Here is an 18,965-nt window from a genome sequence, read left to right as displayed (position 1 = left end):
CCCCCTCAGGCCGTGTACGGGTAGGTGGGCGCACCGCCGGCGGCGGGCGGCGGGGCCGCCGACTCGAGCAGCCGCTCGATCTCCTTGCCGTTGGCACCGTTGCGCGCCTCGGTGTCCCGGAATGCGTTGGCGATGTCCTCGGTGCCCTGCTTCAGAGAGGAGAGCCTCTGGGACAGCGTCTTGAGGTGCAGCTCCATGTTGGCCGTGGACCTGGTCAGTGCCTGCCACTGCATGCGGGCGTCCTCGTAGGCGCCGAAGGGGGTGCCGTTCGGGACGGTCTGGGCGTTGTTGCTGTCGCCCTTCATCCGCTCCTTGACGCGTTCCATCTCGTAGATGATGGTGTCGTCGACGTACTGCTTCAGCCGCTCGACGTACGCCGCCGCGGCGTTCAGGTCCTCGACGCTGACGTGTAGATCGCCGGTGTTCGGCGGCGGGATGGTCCCCATGAGCTTCCTCCCCCGTTACCGACCCGCCGGGTCGGTCCATGTCAGACGCAGCGTATCGACAGTGGCCCGGTCGGGGCAGCCCCGGTCGCCACCACGTCGCACCGGCTCTCGTCGATGGCGGGGCGGGACCGGCTGGTGGCGCTGTGCGGGCCGAAAAATGCCGACGGGCCCGCGAGAACGCGGGCCCGTCGGGTGACGTGTCGAGTGTGGAGAGTTGTGGGGTCACCGCAGCCGGGCGTCCCCCCGCGGCGGGCGGTCAGGCCGAGGGCTCGCCGGCCCTGACGTGCGCACCGTTGCCGGCCGGGACGCGCATACCGTCGCCGCCCAGCGGGGTGAGCGGCAGCAGCTTCTTGCCGGTCGGGCCGATCTGGATCTCGGTGTCCATCGATGGGCAGACGCCGCAGTCGAAGCAGGGCGTCCACCGGCAGTCGTCCTGCTCGAACTCGCTGACCGAGTCCTGCCAGTCCTGCCAGAGCCAGTCCTTGTCCAGGCCGGAGTCGAGGTGGTCCCAGGGGAGAACCTCCAACTCCTCGCGCTGCCGGGTCGTGTACCAGTCGAGGTCGACCCCGAACGCGGGCAGCGTCTCGGCCGCCGCGTCCACCCAGCGCTGGTAGGAGAAGTGCTCGCTCCACCCGTCGAACCGCCCGCCGTTCTCCCAGACCCTGCGGATCACCGAGCCGACCCGGCGGTCACCCCGGGAGAGCAGCCCTTCGATCAGCGACGGCTCGCCGTCGTGGTAGCGGTAGCCGATGGCCCGGCCCAGCGAACGGTCCGCGTTGATCGCCTGCTTGAGGATCTTGAGGCGGTGGTCGATGACCTCGGGACGCTCCATCGCGGCCCACTGGAACGGGGTGTGCGGCTTCGGCACGAACCCGCCGATGGAGACCGTGCAGCGGATGTCCTTGGAACCGGTGGCGGCCCGACCGGCCCGGATCACCTCGTGCGCCATCTCCGCGATCTCGAGGACGTCCTCGTCGGTCTCGGTGGGCAGGCCGCACATGAAGTAGAGCTTCACCTGCCGCCAGCCGTTGGTGTACGCGGTGACGACCGTGCGGATCAGGTCTTCCTTCGTCACCATCTTGTTGATGACCTTGCGGATCCGCTCCGACCCGCCCTCCGGGGCGAAGGTCAGGCCGGTCCGCCGACCGTTGCGGGACAGCTCCTGCGCGAGGTCGATGTTGAACGCGTCGACCCGGGTCGACGGCAGCGACAGCGAGACGTTGGTGCCCTCGTACTGCTGGGCGAGGCCCGAGCACATGTCGCCGATCTCGGAGTGGTCGGCCGAGGAGAGCGAGAGCAGACCCACCTCGTTGAAGCCGGAGAACTCCAGGCCCTCGCGGACCATCTGCCCGACCGTGGTGATCGACCGCTCCCGCACCGGCCGGGTGATCATGCCCGCCTGGCAGAACCGGCAACCCCGGGTGCAGCCCCGGAAGATCTCCACCGCGTACCGCTCGTGCACCGTCTCGGCCAACGGCACGAGGGGCTTCTTCGGGTACGGCCAGGCGTCCAGGTCCATCGTCGTGCGCTTGTGCACCCGGAACGGCACGTCCGCCCGGTTCGGCACGACCCGCTGGATCCGCCCGTCCGGGAGGTAGTCGACGTCGTAGAAGCGCGGCACGTAGACGCTCTCGGTGCGCGCCAGCCGCAGCAGCAGCTCGTCGCGGCCCCCCGGGGAGCCCTCGGCCTTCCACTCCCGGACGATCGCGGTGATCTCCAGGACCGCTTCCTCGCCGTCGCCGAGCACCGCGGCGTCGATGAAGTCGGCGATCGGCTCCGGGTTGAACGCGGCGTGTCCGCCGGCCACGATCACCGGGTCGGCGTCGGTGCGGTCGGCGGCCAGCATCGGGATGCCGGCCAGGTCGATCGCGGTGAGCATGTTGGTGTAGCCCAGCTCGGTGGAGAAGGAGATGCCGAACACGTCGAAGTCGCGGACCGCGCGGTGCGCGTCGACGGTGAACTGCGGCACGCCGTGCGTGCGCATCAGCGTCTCCAGGTCCGGCCAGACCGCGTACGTCCGCTCGGCGAGGGTGTCGGGCAGCTCGTTGAGCACCTCGTAGAGGATCTGCACGCCCTGGTTGGGCAGGCCCACCTCGTACGCGTCGGGATACATCAGCGCCCAACGCACTGTCGCCGCGGCCCAGTCCTTGGTCACCGCACCCAGCTCGCCCCCGACGTACTGGATGGGCTTGGAAACCTGGGGCAGCAGCGGTTCGAGTTGGGACCAGACGGACGGCTCCAGGTCACGGCTCGGCGTCAGGGGCGCCGAGCCGGAGTCGTCGCGAGAGTTGGTCGCGGCCGCACGCGGCGTCGTGGACGGGGCACTCATGATGCCCAAGGGTACGCGCCCGCCCGGCGGTGGCGACGCGGTACTAACCTCGGACCGGCGCGAGAGGAGATTGCCGCGATGCCCGAGCCCCAGCCGGGAGCACGGCCGGCCGACGGGAACACCCCCGGCGCGGCACCGGACCGGGATCCGGCGTCCGCCGACGAGCCGGCCTCCCCACCCGTACCGCCGAACCAGCCGGCACCGCCCGACCAGCCGGAAGCGTCGGACCAGCCGGCACCGCCCGACCAGCCGGGAGTGTCGGACCAGCCGGCACCGCCGACGCAGCCCCAGTCTCCGGATCAGCCGGCGGCCTCGGGCCGACCCGAGCCGGCCACCACCGCGGAAACCCCCGCGCCCAGGTGGAGCGGTTCGGCGCCGGTGCCGCCCCCGCTGCCGCGCCGACGGGTGTGGGGCGAGTCTGCCGAGCCGACCCCGCCGCCGCCTACGCCGGTGGGGCCTCCGGAGCACCAGACGCCTGTCGACCCGTGGGCCGGCGTGGACACCGGCGGTTGGGACCTGCCCTCCGCCGAGCTGCCGCCGTTTCCCGCGTTGCCCCCGACGATGCCGCATCCGACGCCGCCGGCGACCCGGCAGTGGCCCAGCCAACCCACTCGCTCGGTCGGGTCGCACCCGGTGTCTCCGGCGGCCGTCCCGAGGCCACCACAGGCCACCGGGCCCAGGATGCCGGCCCGGCCGATGTCGCCGCCCGCACCGCCTCCCGCGCCCCGGGTGCCGAAGCAGCGCCGGGGCAAGCGGTCCGGCACCCCGCCGGTGGCGCCACCGGCGGGGCCTCCGCCGGGCTGGCAGGCCCCCAAGGGGTACGTGCCGGTGCCGGTCCGCCGACGTCGCCGCTGGCCCTGGTTTCTGCTGCTCACCCTGGCCTGCTGCTGCGGCTGCCCCGCCTACTACGGGTTCCCGATCTCGGCCCAGTACCCGGTGCAGGCCGCCCTGCCCGCCCAGGTGGACGATCTGAGTCTGCGTCAGGACAACCGCAGCGCGGAGGCCGCCCGGCGGTTGGAGACCGAGGTACGCAACGAGCACCTGCTGGCCGAGGACACCTTCGCCGGCGTCTACTCCACCTCCGGGGGCAAGGAGGTGACGGTCTTCGGCGGGACGGGCTTTCGGCTGAGCCCGGAGTCGGACGCGGAGGCCGAGATCAGCCGGCTCACCGACCGTTACACCCTGGAGGCCCCGGAGAGCGTGGACACCGGTGTGCGGGGCCGGCACGAGCGGTGCGCGGTCGGCCAGTCCGATGGCGGTGACGTGGTGGTCTGCACCTCGGTCGACCACGGCAGCATCGCCACCGGGGTGTTCACCCGGCTCTCCGTCGCCGACAGCGCCGCCCTGCTGGCCACCCTGCGCGCACAGATCATCCAGCCCAAGGGCTGACGGCGACCCACCCAGCATCGATCAAGAAGGCTCCCGCCCCACGAGGGCGGTGGACTTCTCGATCGACGACGGGGTCAGGGCTGGGTCGGGTCCGGGTGGGCGCGCGGCGGGGCGTAGCGGGGGACGTACTCCTGGCCGGTGAGCTTCTGGATCTCGCTCATCATCTCGTCGGTCATCTGCCGCAACGAGGTACGGTCGGTCGGCCGTCCGGCCAGGTCGATCGGCTTGCCGAACCGAATAATGATCTTGGCAGCGCCGGGCCGGGGCACCCGGGCGCCGATCGGCTGCGCCTTGTCCGTGCCGATCATGCCGACCGGGATGATCGGCACGCCGGTCGTGGTCGCCAGCCGCACCGTGCCGGTCCGTCCCCGGTAGAGCCTGCCGTCCGGCGAGCGGGTGCCCTCCGGGTAGACCACCACCAGGTCACCGTTCTTGAGCACCGGGATCGCCGCGTCGAACGCGGACAGCGCGGCCCGACCGCCGCCCCGCTCCACCGGGATCGCACCCAGGCCGGTGAGGACGAACTTGGAGATCGCGCCCTTCACACCGGAGCCCTTGAAATACTCCGACTTCGCCCAGAACGCCAGGTGCCGGGGCACGACCGTGCCGAGGAACAGCTCGTCGGCCACCGACAGGTGGTTGCCGGCGAAGATCGCGCCGCCGGTGGCCGGCACATTCTCCAGCCCTTCCACGGTCGGGCGGAACGCCAACCGCAGCGTGGGCCCCACGGCGAGCTTGCCGATGGTGTAGAGCAGGGGCACTGGTCCTCCGGCAGGTCAGGTGCGAACAGGCGGTGTCACGGTAGCGGACGCCCGGACACCTCCCGGACGGAGGTGTACGGGCGTCCGTAGCCGCAGCTACACCCGGCGGACGGAGACCGTCACCCGGTCGCCCTCGCCCACCTCGCCGGCGAAACCGTCCACGCCCTCGGCGAAGTCCACCGAGTCGGCAAGCACCTCCCGGGCCACGAAGTCGAGGTACCCGGCCACCGCCGCGCGTACCTCGTCGGACGCCGACACCGACACCACGATCCGGTCCGAGACGTCCAGGTCGGCGTCCCGGCGGGCCTGCTGCACGACCCGCACCACGTCCCGGGCCAGCCCCTCGGCGGCCAACTCGGGGGTGACCTCGGTGTCCAGCACCACCACACCCTCACCGCCGGGCAGCGGCGCCGAGTTCTCCGCGTCGGCGGCGACCAGGCGCAACTCGTACTCGCCCTCGGCGAGGGTGACGCCGGCGGCCACCGGCGCGCCGTCGACAAGCTCCCAGTCCCCCGCCTTGACCGCCTTGATCACCTGCTGGACCTGCTTGCCGACCCGCGGGCCGAGCGCCCGGGGCACCACAGTCAACACCTGCTCGCAGTACGCGGACAGCTCCGCGCTGAACTCCACGGCCTTCACGTTGACCTCGTCGGTGACCAGGTCGGCGAACGGCCGCAACTGCTCCGCCGCCGGTGAGGCCACGGTCAGCCTGGACAGCGGCAGCCGCACCCGCAGACCCTTGGCCTTGCGCAGCGACAGCGCCGCCGAGGCGACCGCCCGGGTGGCGTCCATCGCGGCGACCAGCTCGTGGTCGGCCGGGAACTCCTCCGCCGAGGGCCAGTCGGTCAGGTGCACCGAACGCTCCCCGGTCAGCCCGCGCCAGATCTCCTCCGCGGTCAGCGGCGCGAGCGGCGCCACCACCCGGCAGAGCGTCTCCAGCACCGTCGACAGCGTGTCGAAGGCGTTGACGTCGCCGGACCAGAACCGGTCCCGGGAGCGACGCACGTACCAGTTGGTCAGCGCGTCCAGGTAGGACCGGACGGTGGCGCAGGCGCCGGAGATGTCGTACGCGTCCATCTGCGCGCCGACAGTCGACACCAGCTCGTTCGTCTTCGCCAGGATGTACCTGTCGAGCAGGTGCGTGGAGTCGGTACGTCGCCGCGCCTGGTACCCGTCCGCGTTGGCGTAGAGCGTGAAGAAATACCACACGTTCCACAGCGGCAGCAGCACCTGCCGGACGGCGTCGCGGATGCCCGCCTCGGTGACCGCCATGTCCCCACCGCGCAGCACCGGTGAGGACATCAGCATCCAGCGCATCGCGTCCGAGCCGTACGCGTCGAAGACGTGGTAGACGTCCGGGTAGTTGCGCAGGCTCTTGGACATCTTGCGCCCGTCCGAGCCGAGCAGGATGCCGTGGCTCAGGCAGTTGCGGAACGCCGGCCTGTCGAACAGCGCGGTGGCCAGCACGTGCATGGTGTAGAACCAGCCGCGGGTCTGCCCGATGTACTCGACGATGAAGTCACCCGGGTAGTGGTGCTCGAACCAGTCGGCGTTCTCGAACGGGTAGTGCACCTGGGCGAACGGCATCGAACCGGACTCGAACCAGCAGTCCAGCACCTCCGGCACCCGACGCATCATCGACTGCCCGGTCGGGTCGTCCGGGTTGGGGCGGACCAGGTCGTCCACCGCCGGCCGGTGCAGGTCGGTCAGGCGTACGCCGAAGTCCCGCTCGATGTCGGCCAGCGAGCCGTACACGTCCAGGCGCGGGTAGTTCGGGTCGTCGGACTTCCACGCCGGGATCGGCGAGCCCCAGAACCGGTTCCGGCTGATCGACCAGTCCCGGGCGTTGGCCAGCCACTTGCCGAACGAGCCGTCCTTGATGTGCCCGGGCGTCCAGTTGATCTCCTGGTTCAGCTCGACCATCCGGTCCCGGAACTGCGTCACCGCGACGAACCACGACGACACCGCCTTGTAGACCAGCGGGGTGTCACAGCGCCAGCAGTGCGGGTACGAGTGGGTGTAGGTGTCCTGCCGGAGCACCACCCCCCGCTCCTTCAGCTCCCGGATCACCGGCTTGTTGACGTCGAAGACCTGCTCACCCTGGTAGGGCGGGACCAGGGCGGTGAAGCGGGTGTGGTCGTCCACGGTGACGATGGTGGGGATGCCCGCGGCGTTGCAGACGTTCTGGTCGTCCTCGCCGAACGCCGGGGCGAGATGCACGATCCCGGTGCCGTCCTCGGTGGTGACGAACTCCGCGCCGAGCACCTGGTAGGCGTTGTCCCCGGCCTGCTCGACGAGAAAGTCGAACAGCGGCGTGTAGCGACGTCCGACCAGGTCCCGGCCGTACACCGTGCCGACCTGCGCGAAGCCGTCCAGTTCCTTGGCGTACGCGGCCAGCCGCGCCGCGCCCACGACGTAGCGGTCACCGTCGCGTTCCAGCACCGCGTACTCGATGTCGGGGCCGACGGCGAGTGCCAGGTTCGACGGCAGGGTCCACGGCGTGGTGGTCCAGACGCCCAGCTTGACCGGCCCGCGCAGCAACTCCGGGGCGGACTCGTCGGCGGTCAGCCCGAACCACACCGACAGGGTCGGGTCGTGCCGGTCCCGGTAGACGTCGTCCATCCGGGTCTCGGTGTTCGACAGCGGCGTCTCGCAGCGCCAGCAGTACGCCAGCACCCGGAAGCCCTCGTAGATCAGACCCTTGTCGTGCAGGGTCTTGAAGGCCCACATGACGCTTTCCATGTAGTCCAGGTCGAGGGTCTTGTAGTCGTTGGTGAAGTCGACCCAGCGGGCCTGCCGGTTGATGTAGCGCTCCCAGTCCTGGGTGAACTCCAGCACCGACGTGCGGCATGCCTCGTTGAACCGGGCCACGCCCAGGTCGATGATCTCCGCCTTGCTGGTGATGCCGAGCTGCTTCTCGGCCACCACCTCGGCGGGCAGGCCGTGGCAGTCCCAGCCGAAGCGCCGCTCGACGTGCCGCCCGCGCATGGTCTGGTAGCGCGGCACCACGTCCTTGACGTACCCGGTGAACAGGTGGCCGTAGTGCGGCAGACCGTTGGCGAACGGCGGGCCGTCGTAGAAGACGTACTCGTTCTTGCCGTCCGTGCCGGCGGGACGGGCCTCGACGCTGGCCTCGAAGGTCTTGTCGGCCGTCCAGTGCTCCAGCACCCGGCGCTCGACCGCGGGCAGGTCCGGGCTCGCCGGGACACCGGCAGCGGTCGGGTCGTGCAACGGATAGGCCATCGGGGGTCGCTCTCCTCATGCAGCTCACGCAACGTGGGTCTGCGAGGACGAACCTTCCGGGGTACGCCTCGACGGCGCTCCCCGGGTGGCCCGCGGTACCACCCCGCTTGGCGGTCAGGATCGACCGCCCGCTCATTGTCGGCTGTGACGGGCCGCACCCGTCCGGTTCTACTAGGCCGGTCACCCGGCCGTTCTTCCGGAGGCTCACCGGTGATGGCCGGGTCGTCGCCTTACGGTGCCCAACGATACTCGACCCGCCCACCGCGCCGCCGCCGAGTGAACGCCTACGCCGGCACCCTAGGCTGGCCGGGTGATCCGGATCGAGTTGGACGAGCCCACACTGGCCCGCACCCGGATCGCCATCAGCCCGCTCTGGGAGGTGCTGACCAGCCTGTTCGTGCTTCAGCGCCATCCGGAGGAGGCGCCCTGGCCGTACACCGCCTGGGCGCGGCACGCACGGCGGGTGCTCGCCGAGGTGCCGGCGACCGCGCCGGCCAAGCTGCTGACCGTCGGCCTACCCGCACCGGACTTCCTCAGCCCGATCCCCACGTCGGCCGCGCCCACCCTGGCCGAACAGCTCGCCGAGCTGCGCGCGACGCCGGCCGAGGTGATCGCCGAGCAGATCCCCCGCTACCACCACCCCGACGACCTGCCCGGCTGGTTGAGCCCGTTCGTCACGGACCGGCAGGCCGCCCTGGACCGGCTCGCCGACGGCATCGAGGCGTACTGGGAGGCGGCAATCGCGCCCTGGTGGTCGGCGATGCGGGCGGCGCTGGACGAGGAGGTGCTGCACCGGGCGCGGGCGCTCGCCGCGCACGGCCCGGACGCGATGCTGACCGACCTGCACGAGCGGGTGCGCTGGGAGAAGCCGGTGCTGACGCTTGTGAAGCCGTCGGAGCAGCAGATCACGGCGGTGAACCAGCGGCTGCTGCTCCTTCCGCTGGTCTTCTCGCAGGGAGCACTCATCTGCGCCACCGACCATCCGGAGATCATCGCCGTCTCCTACCAGGCACGCGGGGCGGTGGTGCTCGCCGAGGGTGGGCCCGCCTCGGCGCCCGGGACGACACCACCGGTCACGGATCGTCTGGCGGTGCTGGTCGGCCGAGGTCGCGCCCAGGTGCTGCGGGCACTGACCCGGCCGGCAACCACCGCCGGCCTCGCAGCCACCCTGGGGCTCGCCCCGAGCACCGTCTCGGAACAGCTCTCCGCGCTGCTCACCGCCGGTGTGGTGCATCGCCGCCGGGTGGGCCGGCGGGTGCTGTACGGCCTCGAACCGGCAGGCGTGGCACTGGTGCAGCTCATCGGTGACGAGCCGGCGAGCGCCTCGGCGTGAGCATTCGGCTCGATCCGAATCCGTTTCCCAGCCGTCCCGATCGCTCCTAGCCTGCCGGTCTCGGTCGGGGTAAGCCGCACGTACCGCATCGGCGGACGACCCCGGCGTCGGAAGGTTCGGACAGTCCGCGGCGTCAACCTGACGGTTGGCAACGGGGAGCCGTTCGGCCCGCCCGGGCCCCCGACGCCGCCCCGTCGAGCACGAGGTTGCCGGGCGGGTGGATCACCGATCCGCCCGTCAACCTCAGGACCAGCGCAGGCGGGTCAGGGGCGGGCACGCCGGCTCACCTCGACAGGCATCCGGCGGCCCGCGTCCGGACCGGCGCCGAGTCCGCGCTCACGTCACCGCTCCGCAGACCGTGGGTGAGCACCGGACGTCCCGCCGCGGCGGAGATGACCGCGACCGGCGGCCCGGGTGACCGGCGTGACCGGGGTCACCGCTGCGGTTGTCACGACACGCCCCGGCCCCACCGTCGTGACGGTGTCGGATCGAACAGGGAGTTGGTCATGCAACGAATGAAGCTCTTCGAGGTCGCGCCGCAGGGATACCAGGCCGTGTCGGGCCTGGAGAAGTACGTCCAGGCGAACGTCGACCACACCGTGCTGGAACTGGTCAAGCTGCGGGCGTCGATCCTGAACGGCTGCGCGTTCTGCGTGGACATGCACAGCCGCGACGCCCTCGCCGCGGGCGAGTCGAGCCGGCGGCTGTTCGCGGTGTCCGCCTGGCGGGAGGCGCTGTCGTTCTTCGACGAGCGGGAGCAGGCCGCGCTGGCGCTCACCGACGCGGTGACCCGGCTCGGCGAGCACGGAGTCTCGGACGAGGTGTGGGACACCGCCGCGAAGGTCTGGTCGGAGAAGGAGTTGGCCGATCTGGTCCTCGCGATTGCCACAATCAACGTGTGGAATCGGATCGCCGTGACGACGCACACGGAGCCCCCGGCACAGGTGTGACGACCGAGGCGGCAGAGGCGGCCGGTGCGCTCCAGGCGCACCGGCCGATGCTGCTCGGGCTCGCGTACCGCCTGCTCGGCAGCCGCCACGACGCGGAGGATGTGCTCCAGGAGGCGTACCTGCGCTGGCTTCGCGTGGACCGGTCGGCGGTGGCGGAACCGCGCCGGTACCTGTCCCGGGTGGTCACCCGCCTGGCCCTGGACCGGCTGCGCGTGCGGCAGGCGGCCCGCGAGACGTACGTCGGCACCTGGCTGCCCGAGCCGGTGCCGACCGCGCCCTCGCCGTTCGGACCGTTGGACCGCGCGGAGCTGCGCGACTCGCTCTCCACCGCGTTGTTGCACGTCCTGGAGCGGCTCACCCCGCCGGAGCGGGCGGTGTACGTCCTGCACACCGCCTTCGACCTGCCGTACGCGGAGATCGCCGAGATCCTGGACCGGTCCGTCGACGACTGTCGGCAACTGCACCACCGGGCGCGCACCCGGGTCCGTCAGGAGCAGCGTCGCTTCACCGCCAGCCGGGCAGAACGGGAACGGTTGCTGGACGCGTTCCTCACCGCCGCCCGTGACGGTGACCTGGCGACGCTCACCGGCCTGGTCGCGGCGGACGCCACGGCCTGGAGCGACGGTGGTGGGCGGGTCCGGGCCGCCCGCAACCCGGTCACCGGCGCGGACCGCATCGCCCGTTTCTACGTCGGGATCTACGGTCCCGGCCGCCATCCCATCACCGTGCACCCGGTCGAACTGAACGGGGAACCCGCAGTGGTGGTCACCCGCGCGGACGGCAGTCGGTACACGTTGACCATCGCCGCGGCCGGCGGACGGATCACCGGGATCTACATGGTCGGAAATCCGACGAAACTGCCACCGGTGGGCTGAGCCCCGGTGCCGTTGCGCCGCCCCTGGCCGGGTCGCGTCAGCCGAACCGGCTCGGGTCAGCCCAGTTCGGGGAACCAGAGCGCGATCTCGCGCTTGGCGCTGTCGGTCGAGTCGGAGGCGTGCACCAGGTTCTCCCGGTTGGACAGCGACAGATCGCCCCGGATGGTGCCGGCGGCGGCCTTCCGCCCGTCGGTGGCGCCGACCAGCCCCCGCACCACGTCGATGACCTGGTCTCCGGAGAGCACGAGCGCGACCAGCGGACCGCTGGTCATGAAGTCCTTCAGCGGCGGGTAGAACGCCTTGTCGACGTGCTCGGCGTAGTGCTGGTCGGCGAGCGCGGCATCCATCGTCCGGTGCACCATCGCGTCGATCCGCAGCCCCTTGCGCTCGAAGCGGGAGAGAACCTCGCCGACCAGGCCACGGCGGACCGCGTCGGGCTTGATCAGAACGAGGCTGCGCTCATCCGGGCTGTTGCTGGACACGCTGGGTTCCTCCTGTGCACGCTGAACGCTCGGGATCGGTACGGTCAGCGTAGCGACCCGGTCCCGGCGCCGGCGCGGCGGCCGGTCTTTCCCCCGGTGGCCGATCCGGCCTAGCCTGACCCTGACCCCGGGAGGTCCACTGTGGCGAATGGCGGGAACCGGCCCATCGCGCCGGTACGCAAGCTGATCGGCACGGTGCTGGGCACCGTGGCCACCTTCGTCGTCCTCTTCGGGCTGGGCATGACCAGTTGGGCCATCGTGGCTCTCGGGGTCGCCCTGCTGGTGCTGGCGATCGCGCTGGCGACCGTACGCGGTGGCGGGCGCACCTGGGTGGTCGGTGTCGGGCACGTGCACAGCGCCTCCGAACCACCCACCCAGTACGCGTTCGGCCGCTGCGAACTGCAACTGGTGCTGGACGCGCCTGGCCTGCCACCCCGGTCCAAGAAGATCATCGAGCCGAGGGTGCCGGTCTCGAAGTGGCCGTCGCTGGGCCAGGCCCTGCCGATCCGTGTCGCGTTGGACGACCAGCGCCACGTCAAGGTCCTCTGGGACGAGGTGCCCACCCACGCCGAGACCGCCGCCGCCGTCGCCGACCTTCCGCCGGAGTTCGCCGACGTCGACGGCGTGGACGAGGTGCTGATCCAGCAGGATGCTCCGCCGTGGGCCGACCGTGCGCCGGACGACGACTTCCGGGACGACTTCGGCGACCCGCTCGGTGACCGGTTCCACGACCCGCTCGGCCCCGACCCCGCACACCCCGATCCCCTGCGTCCCGACCCGCTGCGCGACGATTCGGGCGTTCGTCCCGAGGACCGCGAGCGCGTGGTGATGCACCAGAGCCCGGGCGGTCCCGTGGTGTTGGAGGGCGTCCTCGTCGACCAGCAGGCCGGTGGCGGGCTGCCCCGGCGGGCCACCCCGGCGCCGCGCCCACCCGCCGAGGAGCACTTCGACGAGCCCGCCGCCGACCGGAGCGACCCAACGACCGACCGGAGCGACGTGCCGGCCGCCGACCGTGTCGACCCACCGGCCGACGACCGGCGCGACGTGCCGACCGCCGACCGGATCGCCGACCCGCCGCCCGCGCAGCGGTCCGGTCCGGGCGCGACCGACCCGCTGGATCCACTCGATCTTCCGCTGGATGATCCCTCCACGGCCGGGGCGGCACGCGCGACAGTCACCGACGCGGAACTGGACGAGGCGATCTTCGGGTTCGCCGGGGACCCGGCCGCGCCGATCAGCGGGGTGGGCCTCACCCTGCTGGTGACCGACCTGTCCCGGTCGCTCGACTTCTACCGCGACGTGCTCGGCTTCAGCGAGGTCGACCAGGGCGCCGGCAACGCCGTGCTCGCCTCCGGCACGACCCGGCTCGTGCTGCGCGAGGTGACCGGGGCGGCACCCATCAGCCGTCGGCTGGTGCACGTCAACCTCGAGGTCAACGACATCGAAGCGGCGTACGAACGGCTCCGCGGTTCGGGCGTCCGATTCACCTACGCGCCCCGGGTGGTCAACCGGGGCTCGAAGCTGGAGGTGTGGGCGGCGGCCTTCCGCGACCCGGACGGCCACGGCATCGCGCTCACCCAGTGGCGCGAACGCGCCGAGGCCTGACCCGGCCCGGGGCCGCCACCCGGCCCGGGGCCGCCACCCGCTCCGGCGTCAGCCCAGGATGACCCGGCGGACGTGCAGCGCGTACGCCCACACCAGGGCGAAGATGATGCCCAGGGCGAGCAGTGACCAGTGCAGCAGGCCGCCCAGCATCAGCAGGCCCTGGAGCACCGTGCCGGCGTGCCACGCCCAGGGGCGGCGCATCATGCCGGCGACCACGACAGCGGCGACCGCCAGCGCCACCACGGCGCCGATGGCGGCACCACTCAGGTCACCGCCGACCACCCGGATCGGCTGGATCGCCAGCAGCAGCACCAGCGCCTCCAGGCTGAGCGTGCCGGCGCCCAGGCCACGGACCGCCCTCTCCGGGTTGCGCAACCCGGAGCGTCGCGGCTGCCCGGCGGTGGGCTCCTCCCCCGCAGGCCGCTCGACCGGTGGGCCGGTCGGGGTGTGCGGCTCCGGCTCTGGGCCGGTCATCGCTTCAGCAGCCGGCGCGCGTCGGCGACAGTCACCACTGACCCCGTGACCAGCACCCCGACCCCACTCAGCTCACCGGGAACGTCCTCCTCGGCCAGCGCGACGGCCAACTCGATCGCGTCCGGCATCTCCTCGGCCGACTCCACCCGCTCCTCGCCGAAGATCTCGGCGGCCAGCGCGGCGAGCTCCTCCGTCGGCATCGCCCGTGGCGAGCTGTTGCGAGTGACCACCACCTGGTCGACCACCGGCTCCAGCAGCTCCAACAGACCTTCGGCGTCCTTGTCCGCGAGGACGCCGATCACGGCCACCAGCTTGCTGAACGCGAACTCCTCCTGGAGCGCGGTCACGGTGGCCTTCATGCCGTGCGGGTTGTGCGCCCCGTCCAGCAGCACGGTCGGGGCGTTACGGACCCGCTCCAACCGACCCGGGGAACTGGCCGAGGCGAAGCCCTCCCGGACCGCCTCGATGTCCAGCTGACGTCGTGCCCCGGCACCCAGGAACGCCTCCACGGCGGCGAGTGCCACCGCCGCGTTCTGCGCCTGGTGGGCACCGTGCAGGGGAATGAACACGTCGTCGTAGACGCCGCCCAGGCCCTGCAGGCGCAGCACCTGGCCGCCGACCGCGACCGCCCGACCGAGTACGCCGAACTCGGCGCCCTCCCGGGCGATGGTCGCCCCGACCTCGGCGCAGCGGTCGAGGAGCGGACCCGCGGCCTCCTCCTCCTGCGCCGCCGCGATCACCGTGGCGCCCGGATGGATGATGCCGGCCTTGGCCAGCGCGATGTCCTGAAGCGTGTCACCCAGCCACTCGGTGTGGTCCAGCCCGATCGGGGTGATCACACAGACCCCGGCCTGGATGACGTTCGTGGCGTCCTCGGCACCGCCGAGGCCCACCTCGACCACCGCGATGTCGACAGGCGCGTCGGCGAACGTGGCGAACGCCAACGCCGTCGTCATGTCGAAGTACGTCAGCGGCTCGTCCGACCGCGCGTCGACGAGCTCGGCCAGCGGTTTGATCTCCCGGTAAACCGCCGCGAACCGCTCCTCGCTGACCGGCTCCCCGTCCAGGCTGATCCGCTCCCGCACGGTCTCCAGGTGCGGGCTCGTGTACCGGCCGGTGTGCAGCCCGAACGCCCGCAGCAACGAGTCGATCATCCGCGCGGTGGAGGTCTTGCCGTTGGTGCCGGTCAGGTGGATCGCGGGATACGCCCGCTGCGGGCTGCCGAGCAGGTCGAGCAGCGACTCGATCCGGTCCAGCTCGAAGACCATGCGGGTGAAGCCACGGGCGTTCAGCTCGGCCTCGACGGCGGCGAATTCGGTACGGTCGGTCACGAGGACAGTGTCTCCAGAGCAGCGTCGATCCGGACCAGGTCGGCCTCGGCGGTGGCGAGCCGGTCGCGGATCTTCGCGACCACCGGCTCGGGGGCCTTGCCGATGAAGGCAGGGTTGTCGAGCTTCGCCCGGGCCTGCGCGACCTCCTTCTCGGCGGCAGTGCGGTCCTTCGTCAGCCGGGCCCGCTCGGCGGCCACGTCGATCGACCCCCGGGTGTCCAACGCGACACCGACGGCACCGGGCATGGCCAGCGTGGCGCTGGCCTGGAAATCGTCGCCGGCCGGGTCCAACCGGACCAGGGAGCGGATCAGCGGCTCGTGCGCGTCGATGCCCGCCCCGGCGAGCCCGTCCAACCGGGCGGCCACCCGCTGGGTGGGGCGCAGCCCCTGGTCGGAGCGGAACCGCCGGATCTCGGTGACCACGCGCTGCACACTGGCCAGCTCGGCCTCGGCGGCGTCGTCGACACGCGACCGGTCGGCCACCGGCCAGGCGGCGGTCTGCACCGTCTCGCCGCCGGTCAGCGCGAGCCACAGCTCCTCGGTGACGAACGGGATGACCGGGTGCAACAGCCGCAGCAGTTGGTCCAGCACGTGCCCGAGCACCCGACGGCTGGCCTCGGCCCGTACACCGCCCTCGGCGAGCACCGGCTTGCTCAGCTCCACGTACCAGTCGCAGACGTCGTCCCAGGCGAAGTGGTAGAGCAGGTCACACACCTTGGCGAACTCGTACGCCTCGAACTGCTCGCCGACCTCGGCGGTGACGTGCGCCAGCCGGGACAGGATCCACCTGTCGACGGTGGAGAGCTGCTCGGCCGGCGGCAGGGCGCCCGTGGTGTGCGCACCGTTCATCAGGGCGAACCGGGTGGCGTTCCAGAGCTTGTTGCAGAAGTTGCGGGAACCCTGACACCACTCCTCGCTGACCGGCACGTCCTGCCCGGGGTTGGCGCCCCGGGCCAGGGTGAACCGGGTGGCGTCGGCACCGAACCGGTCGATCCAGTCCAGCGGGTCGACTACGTTGCCGAACGACTTCGACATCTTCTTGCCGTGCTCGTCACGGACCATGCCGTGCAGGGCCACCACGTCGAACGGCTGCTTGCCGTCCATCGCGTACAGGCCGAACATCATCATCCGGGCGACCCAGAAGAACAGGATGTCGTAGCCGGTGACCAGGACACTCGTCGGGTAGAACTTGGCCAGGTCCGGGGTCTGCTCCGGCCAGCCGAGCGTGGAGAACGGCCAGAGCGCGCTGGAGAACCAGGTGTCCAGCACGTCCTCGTCCTGCCGCCAGCCGTCACCGGTCGGCGGCTGCTCGTCCGGGCCGACGCAGACGATCTCGCCCTGCGGGCCGTACCAGACCGGGATCCGGTGCCCCCACCACAGCTGGCGGGAGATGCACCAGTCGTGCATGTTGTCGACCCAGGCGAAGTAGCGCTTGGCCAACTCGGCCGGCTCGATGCGGACCCGACCGTCGCGCACCGCGTCACCGGCGGCCTGGGCCAGCGGGGCGGTGTTGACGAACCACTGCAACGACAACCGCGGCTCGACTGTCGTCTTACACCGCGAGCAGTGCCCCACCGCGTGCACGTAGGGCCGCTTCTCCGCGACGATCCGGCCCTGCTCACGCAACGCCGCCACGATCGCGGGCCGCGCCTCGAACCGGTCCAACCCCTCGAACGGGCCGGGCACGGTGATCACCCCACGCTCGTCCATCACGGTGAGCGCGGGCAGGTCGTGCCGCTGGCCGATCTCGAAGTCGTTCGGGTCGTGCGCCGGGGTCACCTTGACCATGCCGGTGCCGAACGACGGGTCGACGTGCGCGTCGGCGACGATCGGGATGCGGCGGCCGGTCAGTGGCAACTCGACCTCGGTGCCGATCAGGTGCTGGTACCGCTCGTCGTCCGGGTGCACCGCCACGGCGGTGTCGCCAAGCATCGTCTCGGCCCGGGTGGTGGCCACCACGACCTCGTCGCTGTAGCGGATCGAGATCAGCTCACCGTCGTCGTCGGTGTGCTCGACCTCGATGTCGGAGAGCGCGGTCAGACAGCGCGGGCACCAGTTGATGATCCGGTTGGCCCGGTAGATGAGGCCCTCGTCGAAGAGCTTCTTGAAGATCGTCTGGACGGCGCGGGTCAGCCCTTCGTCCATGGTGAAGCGCTCACGGTCCCAGTCGACGGAGTCGCCGAGGCGACGCATCTGCCCCAGGATCGCCCCACCGGACTCGGCCTTCCACTGCCAGACCCGCTCGACGAACTTCTCCCGGCCGAGGTCGTGGCGGGACAGCCCTTCGGCGGCGAGCTGACGCTCCACCAGGTTCTGGGTGGCGATGCCGGCGTGGTCCATGCCGGGCAGCCACAGCGCCTCGAACCCCTGCATCCGCTTACGCCTGGTCAACGCATCCATCAGGGTGTGCTCGAACGCGTGGCCCATGTGCAGCGAGCCCGTCACGTTCGGCGGCGGGATGACGATGGTGAAGGGGGGCTTGTCGCTGTCGGCGGAGGCCCGGAAGTGGCCGGCGGCTACCCACTGCTCGTACCGTCGCTGCTCTACCTCGCCGGGCTGGTACTGGCCGGCAAGGGTCGGGGCGTCGGGGCGTTGGGCATCCAGTCTCTCGGTCACCTGACAAGTCTACGGAGGGCTTCCGCGGACCTGACGTGCGCCACCTGTGGTTCGCGTACGGTGTCGGCTATGTCCGACGCACATCTCACCGAGCGGTCGCTCGACGGCGGTCGCGAGCCGGTCGAGCTGACCGAAGAGCCGATCCACCTCAGCACCCGGGACTCCTGGGGCGACCCCGACGAGCACTCCGGCGGCTGGTCGAGACGGCGCAAGATCGGTTGGACGGTCGCGCTGGTGGTCGGCCTCGCGGGTGCCGGTGTGCTGGGTGCCGCCGGCTGGCTGGTGGCGCAGCAGAAGGACACCGAGCTCACCTCACCCCCGCAGGTGGCCGGCCTGGCCCGGGACGACAGCGAACGGGCGAAGAGCACGGCCGACTACCTGCGCAGCGGCCTGGCGGCGGACATCGAGTTGGACCGCAGCTTCGGCACCGTCTACCGCGACCCGGCCGACGACAAGCGTTCGGTGCTCATCTTCGGCGGCACCACGCTCCTCTGGCAGCCGGAACGCGACCTGGAGAGCCTGTTCCGCCTCATGTCCGACGAGACCGGTGCGGTGAACGGGCTGCGCGAGGTGCCCGCGGGCGACCTGGGCGGCGTGATGAGGTGCGGCAGCACCAGCGGCGAGGGCGGCGACTTCGCGGTGTGCGGATGGGCCGACCACGGCAGCGTCGTGATGGCGATGTTCCCCGGACGATCGGTCACCGACGCCGGTGCCCTGCTCCGCGACCTCCGCAAGGACATGCAGACCCGCAACTGACCCCACACACGGCTCGTCGTCCCAAGGTCGAGCCCCGTCCAGCCCTCGCCTGATCGACTCGGGTTCACTGATATCGGGGTGTCCCGCGCTCGTGGATACCCCGTCTACCTGTTGATCGACTCGGGTTTGCTGATATCGGGGTGTCCCGCGCTCGTAGATAGCCCGATATCAAGAAAGTCGAGTCGATCAAGCGGGATCCGGGGGCGCGTTCGGCGGGCGCGCCCGTACAGGAATGGGGACATGCAGATAGGGCCACCCCGTATCGGGGTGGCCCTATCTGAAAGATTGTCCGGCGGCGTCCTACTCTCCCACACCCTCACGAGTGCAGTACCATCGGCGCTGGAGGGCTTAGCTTCCGGGTTCGGAATGTAACCGG

At 71.3% G+C, this 18,965-nt stretch carries 14 protein-coding genes and 1 rRNA gene; 6 read left to right on the top strand and 9 right to left on the bottom strand.

Going from position 1 to position 18,965, the window contains the following annotated elements:
• Positions 1 to 5: 5 nt before the first annotated feature.
• Together ACGFIW_RS26285 and ACGFIW_RS26280 are read right to left on the bottom strand one after the other, a co-directional pair.
• Positions 6 to 446, bottom strand: coding sequence for a hypothetical protein (locus tag ACGFIW_RS26285; RefSeq protein ID WP_393320905.1), 441 nt, complete (start codon positions 444 to 446; stop codon positions 6 to 8).
• A gap of 256 nt (positions 447 to 702) precedes the next feature.
• Positions 703 to 2,775, bottom strand: a complete 2,073-nt coding sequence (locus ACGFIW_RS26280; protein WP_393320902.1) for a TIGR03960 family B12-binding radical SAM protein — start codon at positions 2,773 to 2,775, stop codon at positions 703 to 705.
• 78 nt (positions 2,776 to 2,853) lie between these two features.
• On the opposite strand from ACGFIW_RS26280, the gene ACGFIW_RS26275 reads away from it, so the two are divergent.
• The gene (locus ACGFIW_RS26275) at positions 2,854 to 4,164 is read left to right on the top strand and encodes a hypothetical protein (protein WP_393320899.1); all 1,311 of its coding nucleotides are present in this window, start codon (positions 2,854 to 2,856) and stop codon (positions 4,162 to 4,164) included.
• Between the two features lie 74 nt (positions 4,165 to 4,238).
• Here the strand turns inward: ACGFIW_RS26275 and ACGFIW_RS26270 are convergent, their stop codons facing one another.
• Both ACGFIW_RS26270 and ileS read right to left on the bottom strand, forming a co-directional pair.
• Positions 4,239 to 4,925, bottom strand: a complete 687-nt coding sequence (locus tag ACGFIW_RS26270; protein ID WP_393320896.1) for a lysophospholipid acyltransferase family protein — start codon at positions 4,923 to 4,925, stop codon at positions 4,239 to 4,241.
• Between the two features lie 96 nt (positions 4,926 to 5,021).
• Positions 5,022 to 8,168 (bottom strand): isoleucine--tRNA ligase, encoded by a 3,147-nt coding sequence (ileS, locus tag ACGFIW_RS26265; protein ID WP_393320893.1) that lies wholly within the window; start codon positions 8,166 to 8,168, stop codon positions 5,022 to 5,024.
• A gap of 310 nt (positions 8,169 to 8,478) precedes the next feature.
• Between ileS and ACGFIW_RS26260 the strand changes: the two genes are divergently transcribed.
• The 3 genes from ACGFIW_RS26260 (at position 8,479) to sigJ (ending at position 11,326) form a co-directional block, all read left to right on the top strand.
• Positions 8,479 to 9,501: an ArsR family transcriptional regulator gene (locus tag ACGFIW_RS26260; protein WP_393320890.1), complete on the top strand. Its 1,023-nt coding sequence runs from the start codon at positions 8,479 to 8,481 to the stop codon at positions 9,499 to 9,501.
• A 506-nt stretch (positions 9,502 to 10,007) separates the two neighbouring features.
• Positions 10,008 to 10,451 carry a carboxymuconolactone decarboxylase family protein gene (locus ACGFIW_RS26255; protein ID WP_393320888.1) on the top strand — a complete coding sequence of 148 codons (444 nt, stop codon included), beginning with the start codon at positions 10,008 to 10,010 and terminating at the stop codon, positions 10,449 to 10,451.
• Positions 10,448 to 11,326, top strand: a complete 879-nt coding sequence (gene sigJ, locus ACGFIW_RS26250) for an RNA polymerase sigma factor SigJ (RefSeq protein ID WP_393320885.1) — start codon at positions 10,448 to 10,450, stop codon at positions 11,324 to 11,326. Before ACGFIW_RS26255 ends, sigJ begins: the two co-directional genes overlap by 4 nt.
• A 56-nt stretch (positions 11,327 to 11,382) precedes the next feature.
• Here sigJ and ndk read toward each other — a convergent pair whose 3' ends face one another.
• On the bottom strand, positions 11,383 to 11,808 hold the full coding sequence (gene ndk, locus ACGFIW_RS26245) for a nucleoside-diphosphate kinase (protein ID WP_357558912.1): 426 nt from the start codon (positions 11,806 to 11,808) through the stop codon (positions 11,383 to 11,385).
• A 141-nt stretch (positions 11,809 to 11,949) separates the two neighbouring features.
• On the opposite strand from ndk, the gene ACGFIW_RS26240 reads away from it, so the two are divergent.
• Positions 11,950 to 13,413, top strand: a complete 1,464-nt coding sequence (locus ACGFIW_RS26240; protein WP_393320882.1) for a VOC family protein — start codon at positions 11,950 to 11,952, stop codon at positions 13,411 to 13,413.
• A gap of 48 nt (positions 13,414 to 13,461) precedes the next feature.
• Here the strand turns inward: ACGFIW_RS26240 and ACGFIW_RS26235 are convergent, their stop codons facing one another.
• From ACGFIW_RS26235 to ACGFIW_RS26225, 3 genes are read right to left on the bottom strand one after another with little or no spacing between them, the layout of a single operon-like run.
• On the bottom strand, positions 13,462 to 13,887 hold the full coding sequence (locus ACGFIW_RS26235) for a DUF4233 domain-containing protein (RefSeq protein ID WP_393320879.1): 426 nt from the start codon (positions 13,885 to 13,887) through the stop codon (positions 13,462 to 13,464).
• Positions 13,884 to 15,218 carry a bifunctional folylpolyglutamate synthase/dihydrofolate synthase gene (locus ACGFIW_RS26230; RefSeq protein ID WP_393320877.1) on the bottom strand — a complete coding sequence of 445 codons (1,335 nt, stop codon included), beginning with the start codon at positions 15,216 to 15,218 and terminating at the stop codon, positions 13,884 to 13,886. Before ACGFIW_RS26230 ends, ACGFIW_RS26235 begins: the two co-directional genes overlap by 4 nt.
• Positions 15,215 to 17,833 carry a valine--tRNA ligase gene (locus ACGFIW_RS26225; protein ID WP_393320874.1) on the bottom strand — a complete coding sequence of 873 codons (2,619 nt, stop codon included), beginning with the start codon at positions 17,831 to 17,833 and terminating at the stop codon, positions 15,215 to 15,217. The genes ACGFIW_RS26230 and ACGFIW_RS26225 overlap by 4 nt, the downstream gene beginning before the upstream one ends.
• A gap of 69 nt (positions 17,834 to 17,902) precedes the next feature.
• On the opposite strand from ACGFIW_RS26225, the gene ACGFIW_RS26220 reads away from it, so the two are divergent.
• Complete coding sequence (locus tag ACGFIW_RS26220; protein WP_393320871.1) at positions 17,903 to 18,589, top strand: hypothetical protein; 687 nt, start codon at positions 17,903 to 17,905, stop codon at positions 18,587 to 18,589.
• Between the two features lie 287 nt (positions 18,590 to 18,876).
• Here the strand turns inward: ACGFIW_RS26220 and rrf are convergent.
• A 5S ribosomal RNA gene (rrf, locus tag ACGFIW_RS26215) occupies positions 18,877 to 18,965 on the bottom strand; the annotation flags it as partial.

It is taken from the genome of Micromonospora sp. NPDC048935, from assembly GCF_043197875.1.
Lineage (GTDB): Bacteria > Actinomycetota > Actinomycetes > Mycobacteriales > Micromonosporaceae > Micromonospora.
This window is presented reverse-complemented; position numbering and strand designations above follow the sequence as displayed.

Bases quoted from the DNA above. Each gene is read 5' to 3' on its own strand.
- ACGFIW_RS26220 (WP_393320871.1), top strand. From the start codon at position 17,903: ATGTCCGACGCACATCTCACCGAGCGGTCGCTCGACGGCGGTCGCGAG.
- ileS (WP_393320893.1), bottom strand. From the start codon at position 8,168: ATGGCCTATCCGTTGCACGACCCGACCGCTGCCGGTGTCCCGGCGAGC.
- ACGFIW_RS26285 (WP_393320905.1), bottom strand. From the start codon at position 446: ATGGGGACCATCCCGCCGCCGAACACCGGCGATCTACACGTCAGCGTC.
- ACGFIW_RS26280 (WP_393320902.1), bottom strand. From the start codon at position 2,775: ATGAGTGCCCCGTCCACGACGCCGCGTGCGGCCGCGACCAACTCTCGC.
- ACGFIW_RS26235 (WP_393320879.1), bottom strand. From the start codon at position 13,887: ATGACCGGCCCAGAGCCGGAGCCGCACACCCCGACCGGCCCACCGGTC.
- ACGFIW_RS26275 (WP_393320899.1), top strand. From the start codon at position 2,854: ATGCCCGAGCCCCAGCCGGGAGCACGGCCGGCCGACGGGAACACCCCC.
- ACGFIW_RS26255 (WP_393320888.1), top strand. From the start codon at position 10,008: ATGCAACGAATGAAGCTCTTCGAGGTCGCGCCGCAGGGATACCAGGCC.